At 37.1% G+C, this 14,579-nt stretch carries 13 protein-coding genes; all 13 read right to left on the bottom strand.

Annotated features, from left to right (window positions below; translation table 11 throughout):
* Positions 1–59 precede the first annotated feature (59 nt).
* The 13 genes from ftsA to JMM81_RS03265 all read right to left on the bottom strand — a co-directional run bounded on the left by ftsA (position 60) and on the right by JMM81_RS03265 (position 14,524).
* Complete coding sequence (gene ftsA / locus JMM81_RS03325) at positions 60–1,343, bottom strand: cell division protein FtsA (protein ID WP_256240071.1); 1,284 nt, start codon at positions 1,341–1,343, stop codon at positions 60–62.
* 214 nt (positions 1,344–1,557) lie between these two features.
* Positions 1,558–1,911 carry a small basic family protein gene (locus tag JMM81_RS03320; RefSeq protein ID WP_256240070.1) on the bottom strand — a complete coding sequence of 118 codons (354 nt, stop codon included), beginning with the start codon at positions 1,909–1,911 and terminating at the stop codon, positions 1,558–1,560.
* A 2-nt stretch (positions 1,912–1,913) separates the two neighbouring features.
* A complete protein-coding gene (locus tag JMM81_RS03315; protein ID WP_256240069.1) occupies positions 1,914–2,639 on the bottom strand; it encodes a DUF881 domain-containing protein in 726 nt (241 codons plus the stop codon).
* Between the two features lie 32 nt (positions 2,640–2,671).
* Positions 2,672–3,379, bottom strand: a complete 708-nt coding sequence (locus JMM81_RS03310) for a DUF881 domain-containing protein (RefSeq protein ID WP_256240068.1) — start codon at positions 3,377–3,379, stop codon at positions 2,672–2,674.
* Positions 3,351–4,148 carry a cell division protein FtsQ/DivIB gene (locus tag JMM81_RS03305; protein ID WP_256240067.1) on the bottom strand — a complete coding sequence of 266 codons (798 nt, stop codon included), beginning with the start codon at positions 4,146–4,148 and terminating at the stop codon, positions 3,351–3,353. Before JMM81_RS03305 ends, JMM81_RS03310 begins: the two co-directional genes overlap by 29 nt.
* A gap of 325 nt (positions 4,149–4,473) precedes the next feature.
* Positions 4,474–5,394: a UDP-N-acetylmuramate dehydrogenase gene (gene murB, locus JMM81_RS03300; protein ID WP_375162343.1), complete on the bottom strand. Its 921-nt coding sequence runs from the start codon at positions 5,392–5,394 to the stop codon at positions 4,474–4,476.
* Between the two features lie 53 nt (positions 5,395–5,447).
* Complete coding sequence (murG, locus tag JMM81_RS03295; RefSeq protein WP_256240066.1) at positions 5,448–6,548, bottom strand: undecaprenyldiphospho-muramoylpentapeptide beta-N-acetylglucosaminyltransferase; 1,101 nt, start codon at positions 6,546–6,548, stop codon at positions 5,448–5,450.
* A gap of 349 nt (positions 6,549–6,897) precedes the next feature.
* The gene (gene spoVE, locus JMM81_RS03290; RefSeq protein WP_256240065.1) at positions 6,898–7,998 is read right to left on the bottom strand and encodes a stage V sporulation protein E; all 1,101 of its coding nucleotides are present in this window, start codon (positions 7,996–7,998) and stop codon (positions 6,898–6,900) included.
* Positions 7,999–8,106: 108 nt separating this feature from the next.
* Entirely contained in the window at positions 8,107–9,459 is a 1,353-nt protein-coding gene (gene murD / locus JMM81_RS03285) for a UDP-N-acetylmuramoyl-L-alanine--D-glutamate ligase (protein WP_256240064.1), read from the bottom strand.
* Positions 9,460–10,434, bottom strand: a complete 975-nt coding sequence (gene mraY, locus JMM81_RS03280) for a phospho-N-acetylmuramoyl-pentapeptide-transferase (protein ID WP_256240063.1) — start codon at positions 10,432–10,434, stop codon at positions 9,460–9,462. It lies immediately after the preceding gene.
* 1 nt (position 10,435) lies between these two features.
* Complete coding sequence (locus JMM81_RS03275) at positions 10,436–10,894, bottom strand: hypothetical protein (protein ID WP_256240062.1); 459 nt, start codon at positions 10,892–10,894, stop codon at positions 10,436–10,438.
* Positions 10,891–12,357, bottom strand: coding sequence for a UDP-N-acetylmuramoyl-L-alanyl-D-glutamate--2,6-diaminopimelate ligase (locus JMM81_RS03270; RefSeq protein WP_256240061.1), 1,467 nt, complete (start codon positions 12,355–12,357; stop codon positions 10,891–10,893). The genes JMM81_RS03275 and JMM81_RS03270 overlap by 4 nt, the downstream gene beginning before the upstream one ends.
* A 232-nt stretch (positions 12,358–12,589) precedes the next feature.
* Positions 12,590–14,524: a stage V sporulation protein D gene (locus tag JMM81_RS03265; RefSeq protein ID WP_256240060.1), complete on the bottom strand. Its 1,935-nt coding sequence runs from the start codon at positions 14,522–14,524 to the stop codon at positions 12,590–12,592.
* Positions 14,525–14,579: the final 55 nt, after the last annotated feature.

The following is a 14,579-nucleotide window of genomic DNA, read 5'->3' as shown; positions in this document are numbered from 1 at the left end:
TTCCTGTTAGCCCGCATACTCGGATCGCTACATTATATCAGTCTGTTATTTCACATTCATTATTCAAAAAAGTAACCAAAAAACTTTTTGACCTTTGATGTCACTTTTTCTTCAGATTGTTTTTCCGGCTTGGGTTTTACTTGTGTTTGTTTAACCGTTCGCTTTTCTTTTACTTCATGGTTAACAGCAGGCGTATGCATCTGTCTTCCTTGAATCTTTGCATTCTTATAAGCAAACTTGATCAAGCCAACAGCTGTTGTATACTGTGGTTCTCTTACCCCGATATAATCTGGAATAGCAATTCGAACGCGATTTTGGAATACAACCTGAGCAAGTTCTAGAATTCCTGGTGTATTAGCCACTCCTCCAGTTAATACAAAACCACCAGGTACATCATTTACTCCTAAACGATGAATTTCAGCTAGAATTAACTCAAAGATTTCTTCCATTCTAGCCTCAATAATATCACTAATTTCTACTTGATTAAATTGTTGTTGTTGATCACTGCCAATGATTGGCATGTTAAATACTACATCTTCAGAAGCATGATCATAAAATGCATATCCATATTTTACTTTTATTTTTTCTGCCTCTCCGGACGATGTCCGAAGCCCAATTGAAATATCTTTTGTAATATGCTCTCCACCGACAGGAAGAACTGATGTTGCTCGTAATCCATCTTCATCAAATAAAGCGATCGTAGTCGAACCTCCACCAATATCGATAAGAGCAACACCGAGATTTTTTTCATCCTTAGAAAGAGCAAATGATCCTGCAGCAAGCGGTTGTAATGTTATATCTAATATGTCCAAACCTGCTTTTTCCACACAGCGCAATATATTATGTAGAATTGTCTTTGAGCCTGTAATAATCGTACCTTCCATTTCAAGCCGAACACCAATCATTCCGCGTGGGTCATGAATCTCATCAAGTCCATCAACAATAAATTGTTTTGGTATGACATCAATAATTTCTCTTTCTGGAGGAACAGAAACAACTTGTCCTGCCTCTATTACCCTGGCTATATCCTCATCAGTAATTTCTCTATTTTCACTTGAAACGGCAACCACTCCGTGTGAAGGCTGTAGCATAATATGATTTCCTGTTATTCCGACAATTACTTGTCGGATGTCCATCCCTATCATTCTTTCAGCCTGTTCTATTGCTCTCCTAATAGAATGAACGGTTTCATCTATATCAACAATTGAACCTTTTCGTAATCCTTCAGAGGGTACATTACCCACTCCGATAATATTTAATGCGTCATTGACCATTTCTCCTATGATTACTTTCACACTGGATGTACCGATGTCAAGGCTAACATATATTTCATTGCTGTTCATTCTATGGCACCTCCCTTAACAATAACTGTTTGAACACCAAGTCTCTAATAGCAATAATTATCTTTGACTTTTATGCGACATAAATTTCATTACTCAGTATTCACTATTTGTGATTTTTTTAACTTTAATCAACAAATGATTTGTCACATTTTTTCGTTTATCTTAAAATTATTCGTCAAAACTAAATTATTCCCTTTTTTTTAAAATTATTTTTTTACATTTTTTCCTTATTGGTAGACCATTTCTCAAGGAAAATCCTTCGAATAACAGCAATATTTTGAAAAAGTCTCACACCAAAGGCAAAAACGGCTGCTAAATATAAGTCTACACCAAGATGGACACCTAGAAAAGCTAAACTTGCAGCTAAAATAATATTAAAGAAGAAACCCGATACAAATACTTTTTCATCGTATATATTTTGTAAGTGAGCCCTAATGCCCCCAAATAATGTATCTAGTGCTGCAAGTACTGCAATTGATAAATAATTGGAATATTCAACTGGGATTTTAATCTCAGTTGAATAACCGAGAAATAACCCGATCATTAGCCCGAGTATAGGGAGCCACATGTTTATCCTCCTTTTTCATCCCCTACTAGCTCCATATAGCGGATTCTTATCGTGTCCTTGTATGCTGGGATCATTACATTTAATTGAGGCTCTGATATGGATAATCGATAATTATCAATAAAAAAATCATCCGCTAATTTTGAAACCTGCATACGATTATATAGATTCTGTGCCTCATCCATATGGTCAACAGCCACCTTTACTACGATCGGTAAATGATTAAGAGGATAACCATCTACTTTCGTTTCCCCATTTATATCACGAATCACCGTTGTATTAATTAAACGGTGATCATCAATTGAAATATGCGCGGCACCGTATTGGTTTAATTCATTGATGAGTGTTTGAATTAAATAGGGAGAAATAGGAGTAGCTATTTCTCCAAGCAATAACTCTTCATACGAAGGTTCGATACTTATTATGATCCCAGGTCCTTCGACTTCTGTTAAGCCAGCTGCTACTTTAAGTTCGTTCAAAGTATCTTTTAGAATCTGTTCTTTACTTGGGACTCTTTCTGTTTTGTATTTATCTAGTTTTTCTTCATTCGAACGAATTTCACGAATTAAATTTAGCTGAAGTTCTTTTTCCTTTACTAGATCTTCCCTTAGCTGCCAAGTATCACGGGTGTCCCGAACAACTGGTTCTTTAACGGTTTGAAACTGAATAGCCACCATAAAGCCTATGATTAAAGTAATAAAAGCCATACTTATATATTTTTTATTCCCCATGTTCGATCCACCTAACTTTTTCAGTGAAACCATCAACCGTTCAATATTGAATTCATGACAATTTCTTCTTTTCTTTCTAATGTGAATTGTACATTTTCATTGACTAGTATATCTTTAACGCCACCCTTTAAATTTAATGATGCGGCCATCGTATCTGCATCTCCAATGGCCGTGATTACAAATGGTGCAGGATGCTGATGACCATCCACTTCGATAACTGGACCACTACATAAAATATACGAATCATGCGATAGTCTTTGCCCATTTATCGCTATTGCACTCGCACCTGATATGTATAGTTCATTTATGACATTAAAAATATGATGTTCATGGACAATATATTGATTTACATTTTGCTCACCTGGATTATAATCACTATCTGCAAGTGTCACTTGCACGCCCTTTCCTTTTACCTTCACCTTACCAAGATACATCCGGTACTTTTCCGCATCTTCGGCAAGGTTAAAGTAAACTTGAGCTTCATTTGATAGTTCTTTTTCAATTTCTAACACTTGTTGTTGCTTTTGATCGAGATCCTTCTGTAAAATACGATTTTTTTCTTCCTGTGCAATTAATTCATCTCGCAACTCCATATCACGCTCAAATTGACTACTGGTCATTTTCGTTCGGCTTGTCTGACTTTCAGTTACATGGTAAGAAAAAGCAATCATATAACCAAAAACGAGACAAACGACCGTTATGATCACATATTTACCTTTCAAGTTCTTCTTCCGTTTCATCCAGTTTAACTCCCTCCAATTCATAAGCTCTAAAGAATGAACCAACCTCTAAATTAATCACACCTTTTTGGTTTGGATCAAGCTGACTTATGATAGAAGGATAATGGGACATCTTTTCCGCAAAAGTTCTAATCGTCGCACTCACTTCGTTTCCATCATTCATAAAAGCCAAAATATGATACGCATCTGTCTCTTTTGGATCATAATGAATTTCAGAAATAGAGTTAAGTACTCCTACAGGCAATTGTTCTAAGCTTTTAATCATTTCCTCTAATACATTGTTTTCAGTAAAAGAAAATAATATGGGAGCATTTAATGGAAGATCGGTTGTTGTTTTTTCTTTAAGAATTTTTCCATTATCCAAGACAGGTAAGAAGCTTTTTCCATCAGCAATATATGAAATTCGTTTGAATTCCTGAATCTTAATAGCAATGGTATTCGGCATTCGAATCTTGACTTCTGCCTTCTTCATTTCAGGTAGCTCTTTTAACTTAGCTTCAATTTCTTGTTTCTTAACTTTCCATATATTCGTATCACTCGTTATACCGGTAATAGAAATAATTTCTTCTTCTGAATGCACTTGATTTCCTGAAATCGCGATCTTTTTGACATGACTTAATGGCGACTGAAAATATAAAATAAAAGCAATTAGAATAAAAAATAGTAGCAGTAAAAAGATAAGTCTACGATTGGCCTTTTTTCTTCGCTGTTGTTTTAATTTAGGTATTCGGTCTTCAATAGAGACAACATTAACCTTCCCACTTCCCATTCTAATCACCTCACTTTGAATGTCCCTTTATCAGAGAAAACACTCTCCACTACTGCTTGTCCAACTCCAGTGCCTAGCCGCTCGAGGTCTTAAGCTGTGCCGATGAGGCGGCTGGATAAGGCACTTCCGCTTTTACTTATCCAGCTCCAATGGCTAGGGACTCGAGGTCTTAAGCCTGTCGTCCCTGGGCGAACCGTTTCCGTTTTTCTTATTAAAAACAACGGCACGAGGGTTCATGCCGTTATGGTTATTTTTTGTATTTGATATATACTTATCAATGAGTAATTATAACACAATAACTGGGAATTGCGTTGGTTGTTTTACGTTACTTTCGACCTATTATTTCTACTTCAGTTTCCATTTCTACTTTATTCAGCTTAAAAATAGTTCTTTTTACATGATCGATTAATTGGAGAACCTCATACGCCTGGGCATTTCCTGCATTAATGATGAAATTCCCATGCATATCAGAAATTTTTGCCCCACCTATTTGATAACCTTTTAATCCTGCTTCTTCAACTAATTTCCCCGCGTAATTTGGCAGTGGGTTCCTAAAAATACTCCCCGCACAAGGTAAATCCCAAGGTTGTGTCTCTTTTCGGTAATCTTTATTTTTTTGCATTACACTTACGATTTTTTCTTTTTCTCCTTCTTCTAATTGAAACTTCGCTTCTACAACAATTCCAGGACTTTTTTGTTGCAACACAGAAGTACGATAGGAAAATTCCATTTCCTCGTTTGTTAACCACTGCAAAGAACCATCTTCAAAAAGAATATGAGCTTCTGTAAGAATCTTTGAAATATCTGATCCATGTGCTCCTGCATTCATATATACAGCACCACCTACTGAACCCGGTATCCCGCTGGCAAACTCAAGTCCAGATAGCCCTTTTCGACTTATTTGAACAGCCAGGGCAACAAGAGAAAAACCTGCCCCCACTGTTAATAAGGCTCCCTCCAGTTCCATATGATTTAAACCGTTGCCGAGTTTAATCACAACTCCTTCAATCCCATTATCCGATACAAGTAAATTAGAGCCCCTACCGATTGCTCTCCAACTAACTTTATATTTGCTAATTAATTCTAATGTTTTTTCTAAATTAGCAATGGAGTTGGGTTCTACAAATAAATCAGCAGGCCCCCCTATTTTAATAGTCGTATGATTGGCTAGCAATTCATGCTTTTTAACGACTCCAACATTCCATTCTGTCAACTCATTCATTAACTCATTCAGTTGATTATTCATAAAACCCTCCTGAAAAATAGGTTACCGTAGTATATGCAAAAGTAATCTTGGGGCTACTTCTTCCCATCAACAAGCTCTTTCATTAATTGATAGAGCCTTTTTACAGCATCTGGTACCCCTAGTTGTTTAGATGCTTTTTTCATTTCATTTAGCTTCTGTTCATCCAATAGGATACGATCAATTTCTTCCACTAATTTCTGGCTATTTAAATCCTTTTCAAGTAATAATTTTGCAGCATGATGATCGCTAAGTGCACGTGCATTTTTCTCTTGGTGGTTATTGGTAACATATGGACTTGGAATAAGGATACTTGGAATACCAAGTGACGTTAGTTCAGCTAATGTGGTTGCACCAGCTCGCGCAACCGTCAAGTCCGTACCAGCAAGGACTTCAGGCATATTATGAATAAAGGGTTTAATTACAACATTTTTCGGATTTCCAATTAGTTCTACTTCCTTTTTCACCTCATCATAATGAACATCACCTGTTATATACAGCACTTGATACGGTTTTCCTCCAAGTTGCACTAGAGATTTTAAAACAGCCTCGTTGATTGGCCTTGCACCTCGGCTTCCACCAACAATTAACACAACTGGCTCCCCTACACTTAAACCGGTCGATATTCTCCCTTTTATCCTATCTTGATGTAATACTTCAGAAGCACGCGGATTTCCTGTCAACACAACCTTATGATCCGGAAAAAAAGCCTTTGCCTCCTCAAAACAAATAGCAATTCGATCTACATAACGACTTAAAAACTTATTCGTCAAACCAGGTACACTGTTTTGCTCATGTATGATAGTCGGAATTCCAAGCTTTGCAGCAGCATAAACAACAGGACCACATACATAGCCTCCTGTTCCTATGACAACATCTGCTTTAAACTCTTTTAACATTCTTTTACTCTCTCTTACTCCTTTAAAAAAACGCATAATCGTTTTTACATTTTCAAGGGAGATACTTCTTTTAAAACCTGTAATATGTATCGATTTGAATGGAATATTTTCTCTTGTGACAAGCTTGCTTTCAAGTCCTTTTTCTGTACCGATGTATAAAAAATTCACATCTTTTGTTTCTTTTTTTATTTCACGAATAAGAGCAAGAGCTGGATAAATATGACCACCAGTCCCGCCTCCACTTACTACAATATTCATTGTTTCACCTCAAACACACTTAGTTAATTTAACTCAAACTCCATCATTATAGGAATGAATACCAGTCAAACATCAGAGCTAATATTTTCCGTCAGCACAACAGGACAAATAGAAAAGTGAATAAAATCATTCATTTACTTTTTCTATTCTACTATATTCCAAACAGGAGAAAGATACCATTAAAAGAATGTCATAAAAACGTAATCATTTAGTATTTTTTTAATGTATGCTGTAATCAAGAATACTAACTTGATATTAACTTGAATTTTCACGTAATTCACAAAACCATTCTAATATTTTATCAAAAAAAAGCTGACCTATCAGTGGTCAGCTCTTTAGAAAGTTTAAGTCAGTACCGCGAATATCGGCTAACATTTAGCAGTACACCCACTGCCAATAGCATGAGTGTTAATGATGATCCCCCATAACTTAAAAAGGGTAGTGTAATACCTGTGACTGGCATTAGTCCTGTAACAACACCCACATTGATCATGACTTGAATGGCGACCATTGCAATGATTCCGACAGCTAGAAGGCTTCCATATAGATCGGGAGCTCCTAACGCAATACGAATACCTCTCCAAAGTAATAGAGAAAATAATAATAAAATAAAGGAACCTCCAATAAAACCAAGCTCTTCAGCTAAAATGGCAAAAATAAAATCTGTTTGGGGCTCTGGTAGATAAAAGAACTTTTGCCTACTCTGTCCAAGACCTAATCCAAACAAGCCACCCGGCCCAATTGCAAACAATGATTGAATAATTTGGAAACCACTTCCAAGCGGATCTTGCCAAGGGTCCAGAAATGACGTAATTCGCTTAATTCGATAAGGAGCTGACAAGACTAACACAACAAAGCCAGCTAACCCGATTAAACCAAGCACCATAAAATGACGAATTCTTGCTCCCGCAATAAAAATCATCACCGTGCATGTTCCAACCATCACCGTACCGGTCCCTAAGTCAGGTTGAAGCATAATCATGCCAAATGCTAAAAAAACTAAACCTAAAGAAGGAATCAATCCTTTCTTAAACGAGGTTATGTACTTTTGCCTTTCTGATAAAAACTTTGCTAAGAAAGCAATCATTGCCAACTTCATGAATTCTGAGGGCTGTACAGAAAAAGCGCCAATTCCGATCCAACTTCTTGATCCGTTTCGAACATTCCCAATTCCAGGGATTAGTACGAGAACAAGCAATACAAAGCAAATGATGATCAGCACTTTTGCCCAGGTTCTCCAAGTCCAATAGTCAATATTCATAATAAAAAACATACCAATTATCCCTACACCGGCAAATAACATTTGGCGTTTAGCAAAGAAAAAGGAATCATCAAATTTATAGTCTGCCCAGATTGCACTGGCACTGTATACCATAACTAGTCCTATTGCTAAAAGTGTAAACGTCAGTAACATTAAAATAATATCAGGAGTCGTTTTTTTTGTCGGCAAAAGACCACACCTCGAAATGCAAGTTATTTGGCCTGTTTAAGAGACAGTTGAACAAAACCCCTCTAATGTTGAAAAGCAAATAGTATCTTCTCCTCTAGAGACAAGCCCTTATTTAAGCTTATGCACTGCTTCGATAAAAATGTCTCCCCTTACTTCAAAAGTTTTATATTGATCCCAACTAGCGCAAGCAGGGGATAAAAGAATAACATCTCCTGCATCTGATAGCTGATAAGCCAAAGGTACAGCTTTTCCAACATTATCGACACGATGAATTGATTTTATTCCTGACTCAGTTGCTACTCTCTCCATTTTTTCCGCTGTTTGTCCAAAAGTGACCATTGCTTTAACGTTTTTAAATGACGGAATAAGTTCATCAAATTCATTCCCTCGATCAAGGCCGCCACAAAGAAGCACAATCGGCTTTTCAAAAGCAGCTAAGGCATTTTTTGTCGCTAATATATTGGTTGCTTTTGAATCGTTATAAAACTGTCGACCTTCAATTTCACCAATAAATTGAAGGCGATGTTTCACACCTGCAAATGCGTTTAACACATTAAAAATAGAGTCATTACTCACACCAGATAATTTGGCAGCTGCTACTGCAGATAAAATATTTTCTAAATTATGAGCACCAGGTAGCCTGATATTCTCTTGTTTCATAATTTGTTCCCCATTGAAAGTGACCCAGCCTTCTTTTACATAAGCTCCCGATGAAAGCTCCCGTTTCGTTGAAAAAGGAACAATCTTGGCCTTTGATTGGAGAGCGATATTCATAACCTCTTCTTGCTCAGCGTTCACAATAAAAAAATCATCATTTTTTTGGTTTTTAGTAATATTCGCCTTTGCTTTCACGTATTCTAATCTTGTCCCATGGTAATCAAGATGAGCTTCATATAGATTGGTTAAAATGGCAATTCTTGGCCGGAAACTTGGCGTTCCCATCAACTGAAATGAAGAAAGTTCAATCACAATATGATGATGTTCCTGTGCAACTTGTGCCACCTCTGAAGCGACCGTCCCAATATTTCCTGCAATAAGCGGATCCTTCTCTCCCACTTTCAGCATTTCATAGATAAGCGTGGTTGTTGTTGTTTTCCCATTTGTTCCTGTAATGGCAATGAATGGAGCATCAGAAATCTGATAAGCAAGTTCAACCTCCGTTATGACAGGTATACCACGTTCAATTGCCCCTTTAATCATTGGATTATGATAGGGAATGCCAGGGTTTTTAACAATCAGCTCAAATCCTTCTTCGAGTAATTCAATCGGGTGCTCCCCACAAATCACTTTAACCCCTTGTTCTAGTAACCCTTGGGCCTCAGGATTTTCCGATAATGGCTTATAATCATTAACAGTAACAAATGCACCAAGTTGATGTAAAAGAGACGCAGCTCCTACCCCACTTTTAGCTAATCCTAAGACCAATATTTTCTTATGAAGATACGTATTAATTGTTTTCATTTATAACCACACCTCAATGTAAATTCCGATAATGGCAAATAATAGTCCAACACTCCAAAACGTCACGACAACTCGCCATTCACTCCATCCAATTAATTCATAATGATGATGCAGTGGACTCATGCGAAAAATTCGCTTTCCTGTTGTTTTAAAAGAAATCACTTGCAAAATAACAGATAATGTCTCAATGACAAATACGCCACCGATTAGAAGTAGAATGATCTCTAGCTTCGTTAAAATAGCAATAGACGCGATTGCTCCTCCCAACGCCAATGAACCTGTATCACCCATAAAAACCTTTGCCGGATGAGCATTAAAGACAAGAAATCCAAGTACAGCTCCAACAACTGCAACAGAGAAAATGGATACTTCAAATTGGGATTGATTCCAAGCTAACACAGCAAATGTTCCAAAGGCAATTGCTGTTGTACCTGATACAAGACCATCAAGTCCATCTGTCAAATTAACCGCATTTGAAAAACCTACAAGCCAGAATACAATGAACAGCGCATAAAAATAACCTAATTCAAAAGAATAATTGGTAAATGGAATTTCAAGTGCTGTTGAAAAATTAGTTTGCTTCAAAATAAAATAGAAAACAATTGAAATAAGAATCTGCCCGATAAGTTTTTGTTTTGACGTTAAACCTAAATTCCTTTTCAAGACTACTTTAATAAAATCATCTAAGAAGCCCAAAAGTCCAAATCCAAACGTTACAAATAAAAGTAAAAAAGTTTGGACGGTCGGTTCACTAAATTTCTCCGTCATCACAAGTGTTGTTACGATAATAGATAGCAATATCATAACCCCACCCATTGTAGGTGTACCCGTTTTTTTCTGGTGTGACTTTGGTCCTTCTTCTCGTATACTTTGTCCAAATTTTAATCTTCTCAAGAAGGGAATAAAAATGGGAGATAGTAATACTGTAATTAAAAATCCTAATAAAATGGTAAAAAACATGACTTGCACCAGCACTTTATTCCCCCCTCCCATCATTTATTTCTTTCATTAATTGATCGCATTCATTTGTCATTACAGCTATATCATATGTGTTCTTTCTTTCATTCAGACTGTTTTTAGATGAAAAATAAAACTTTGTACGCTCATTCTGATCTAATTCTTCGATAATAGCTAATTTCTTACCGTATTGTTCTAACATATTTTTTAAACCTTTCCATAAATCATTTGTATAAAAAATGTGAAAATAAGTAGGAGTGTAGGAAGGAAGCGGGATCTCCTCATCCCATACCGCAGCAATAGCCCCGTGTTCAATTGCTTCCTTTAACTCCCCAGAATCTTTGTATAAAGGAATAAAAATTCCTTTTGGTTGAGAGATATGTGCAAAAGCCGTAACGGTATAAAACGCGAGTGCGGAATCACCTTTTCCATTTCTTCTTGGAAAGAGATGGGCAAAATCATAATACAATAACGTCATTTTAACCGCTCCTCTATTGCTTCTTTTGCAACTATTCGATCATCAAAATCCAATATTTCTTGACCAATTTGCTGATAGGTCTCGTGTCCTTTTCCTGCAATCAGAATGACATCCCCTTTTTGAGCTTCATTTACTACATACTGAATCGCACTTTTACGATCTACAATACTTTTATACTTTTCCCCTTTTACACCTGCTTCCATTTCACGCAAAATGGCATTTGGATCTTCGCTACGTGGATTATCAGAAGTGAAAACAGAATCCGTTGCTAAATGACAAGCAATTTTTGCCATTTGCGGACGTTTCGTTCGATCACGATCTCCACCGCAACCGACAACAACAAAAATACGTTTTTTTGCAAACTCACGAACCGTCATTAAAGCATTTTCAAGGCTATCCGGCGTGTGTGAATAATCGACAATAACCGCATAATCTTGCCCAGCATCTACTGCTTCAAAACGACCTGAAACCCCTTCTACTTCTTCAAGTGAGACAATAATGTTTTTCATCTGAACCCCTGAAAGAGCGGCAGTAGCTATACTCGCAAGTGCATTATAAACACTAAATTTCCCAATCAGTTTCATTTGCACTTGGTGTTCTCCAAAAGGGCTAACTAAATCGAACGATGTGCCGTTGGCTGTCATCTTGATATGGAGCGCTCGAAAATCTGCTTCATTATCGATTCCATATGACAATACTCTAGCTGCTGTTGAGTAGCTATATTCTTTACTTGCAGGATCATCAGCATTTAAGACCGCATATTTGGTTTTATTATCGTAAAATGCATTACCCAGTTGTGCAAATAATAACCCCTTTGCACGACGATATTCATCCATTGTTTTATGATAATCAAGATGGTCTTGGGTTAAGTTAGTGAAAACAGCGATATCGTAATCACACCCATGTACTCTTCCTTCAACAAGTGCATGAGATGAAACCTCCATCACAGCTCTAGAGACCCCATAATCAACCATTTGCTTAAACATTTTTTGTAACGTTAAACTTTCAGGTGTTGTATTTTTGGTTTCATATGTTTTCCCTGCCATTTTTACATACATCGTTCCGATTAATCCTGTTTTATTGTTTTCATCAGCAAAGATCTTTTCTATCAGATGGCTTGTCGTTGTTTTTCCATTTGTGCCAGTAACACCCACTAAATGTAGTTTTTGTGTAGGCTGACCGTAAAATATATTTGCAAGTAAAGCCATTGCTCGTTTCGTATCCTTAACAAGAATAACAGGTATATCGAGTGACAATTCTCTTTCAGCTAATACCGCTACAGCACCCTTTGTTTCAGCAGACTTCGCAAAGTCATGACCATCTACCGTATAGCCCTTTATACAAATAAATAAACTGCCTTGTTTTACATTTCGATTGTCGTTTTCAATCGAGTAGATCTCTGGATTTACACCTTCAACAGGCAAAAAAGGGAATAAATATTGAAGTAAAGTATGTAGTTTCAAATATCTCAAATCCTCTCATAAAAAAGTACAAGAGTGCCAACAAACCATTACGTCAAAATTTATTAGAACGAAGAACTAAGCGATTTAATTTTACATGATAAACACTAATTAATCTATTTTCATTTTTATAAATATAGTACATTTTCCTACTAGTACCCTATCTAATAAAGAAGACGGCGTAAAATTAAGCCGCCCTACCTAAATATATGAAATAGTTTCCATTAAATACTACTTATTCCTCATTAATTTCTGTACTCTTCCCAAAGTAAAGTCTAATAGTTGAACCTTCTTTTAATTTCACACCCGCTTGTGGCGTTTGTTTGACGACGGTATCTCCATCACCACTCTCATCAATTTTTAAATTTAGCATCAATTCACGGATTTCTTTTTTTGTAATTCCCACAAGATCAGGAACTTCTAGCATCGGTGTATCTGTCCAAGTTAACTTCTTTTCAATTTGTTCTGTTCTCGGTTCAACTCCCATCGCCCTTAAGCTATCTCCGATAATATTTCCAACGATCGGTGCCGCTACCGTACCCCCAAACTGAACCGTCCCTTTTGGGTTATCCACGGCAACATAGACAACAATCTGTGGATCATCTGCAGGAGCAAAACCGATAAAAGAAACAATATGGTTATTTTGTAAATAACGGCCATTCACCGCTTTTTGTGCCGTCCCTGTTTTTCCACCGACCCTGTAGCCATCAACAAATGCTTTTCCTCCGGTCCCTTGGGCAACTACGCTTTCCAGCGCATATCTAATCTCAGCAGACGTTTCCTTCGAAATCACTTTTCTTTTTGCAACAGGCGTTTTCTTCATGACCACTTCACCTGTTGTTGGATCAATGAGCTCTTTGGCAATATACGGTGTATATAATGTTCCACCATTAATGGCGGCTGAAACAGCTGTTACTTGTTGAATCGGTGTTACTGAAACCCCTTGACCAAATGCAGTGGTTGCTTGTTCAACTGGTCCAACACGATCCAAATTAAATAAAATCCCCTTAGCTTCTCCTTGAAGATCGATGCCTGTTTTTTCACCAAAGCCAAAGCCTTTTACATATTTAAACAATGTATCTTTTCCAAGCCTTTCACCAAGTTCAACAAATCCTGGGTTACATGAATTTTGAACAACCTCAAGAAATGATTGACTGCCGTGACCCCCTTTTTTCCAGCAACGAAGCCTAGCTCCACCTACTTTCACAAATCCTGGGTCATGAAACTCATCCTTCTCTAAATCTACTTTTCCTTCTTCAAGTGCAGCAGCCAAGGTAATAATTTTAAAGGTGGAACCAGGTTCATAAGAACTCCAGACAGGTAAGTTACGATTATATATTTCAGGTTCTACATTTCGAAAGTCGGCAGGATCAAAGCTCGGTCTACTGGACATAGCCAATATTTCCCCAGTATTTGGATTCATTGCAATTCCAATAAGTCCATCAGGTTGATAAGTAGCCTCTGCATTATCGAATTCGCGTTCCAAAATGGTCTGTACCTTTGAATCTATCGTTAGTTGTAAATCTAATCCATCAACAGGTGGCTCATAGTCATCTGCCATATCATTCATTCTTTCACCTTTGGCATTAGCGTAAAACTTAACTGATCCTTCCGTGCCACTTAGTTCTTTATCATAAAAGAGTTCTAAGCCCATTAACCCTTGATTGTCAATACCAGCAAAGCCCAATACATGCGAAAGATAATTCCCAAAAGGATAATGACGTTTAGAATCTTCACCAATATAGACTCCTTCAATTCCGAGTGCTCGAATTTCTTTTGCCTTTACATGAGAAATCTTTCTTCCCTCAGGTATTTTAACGCTGCTCGTTCTTTTCGTAATCAACCCATAAGCCTTTTCTGTTGACATATTTAAAACAGATGCCAACTTTTCTGCCGCTTCCGCCGGATCTTTTATTTGACGTGGAACAACAAAAACAGTGGGGGCGCTAATATTCGTTGCGAGCGCAACACCATTCCGATCGACAATTTCGCCTCGATTTGGTTCAAATGGAATATTCCGGCTCCATAGTCCTTTTGCCTTGTCTGTTAAACCCTCTCCTAATAGCATTTGTACATAACCAAGTCTCATATCAATAATAAAAAAAACGAATATTCCTACTAATAATACAATGGTTAACCTCTTTCGAACGGTGACATTGGAAACACGCATAAAAGAACGAACCTCCTTTAAATATGGCTCGTTCAAATATATGCTTGTACTTTTT

Source organism: Bacillus sp. V3B, from assembly GCF_024494465.1.
Lineage (GTDB): Bacteria > Bacillota > Bacilli > Bacillales > Cytobacillaceae > Bacillus_BD.
This window is presented reverse-complemented; position numbering and strand designations above follow the sequence as displayed.

Coding starts and splice junctions, on each gene's coding strand:
- JMM81_RS03305 (WP_256240067.1), bottom strand. CDS start 4,148: ATGGGAAGTGGGAAGGTTAATGTTGTCTCTATTGAAGACCGAATACCT.
- murD (WP_256240064.1), bottom strand. CDS start 9,459: ATGAAAACAATTAATACGTATCTTCATAAGAAAATATTGGTCTTAGGA.
- JMM81_RS03315 (WP_256240069.1), bottom strand. CDS start 2,639: ATGGGGAATAAAAAATATATAAGTATGGCTTTTATTACTTTAATCATA.
- JMM81_RS03275 (WP_256240062.1), bottom strand. CDS start 10,894: ATGACGTTATTGTATTATGATTTTGCCCATCTCTTTCCAAGAAGAAAT.
- JMM81_RS03265 (WP_256240060.1), bottom strand. CDS start 14,524: ATGCGTGTTTCCAATGTCACCGTTCGAAAGAGGTTAACCATTGTATTA.
- JMM81_RS03320 (WP_256240070.1), bottom strand. CDS start 1,911: ATGTGGCTCCCTATACTCGGGCTAATGATCGGGTTATTTCTCGGTTAT.
- ftsA (WP_256240071.1), bottom strand. CDS start 1,343: ATGAACAGCAATGAAATATATGTTAGCCTTGACATCGGTACATCCAGT.
- JMM81_RS03310 (WP_256240068.1), bottom strand. CDS start 3,379: ATGAAACGGAAGAAGAACTTGAAAGGTAAATATGTGATCATAACGGTC.
- murG (WP_256240066.1), bottom strand. CDS start 6,548: ATGAATATTGTAGTAAGTGGAGGCGGGACTGGTGGTCATATTTATCCA.
- murB (WP_375162343.1), bottom strand. CDS start 5,394: ATGAATAATCAACTGAATGAGTTAATGAATGAGTTGACAGAATGGAAT.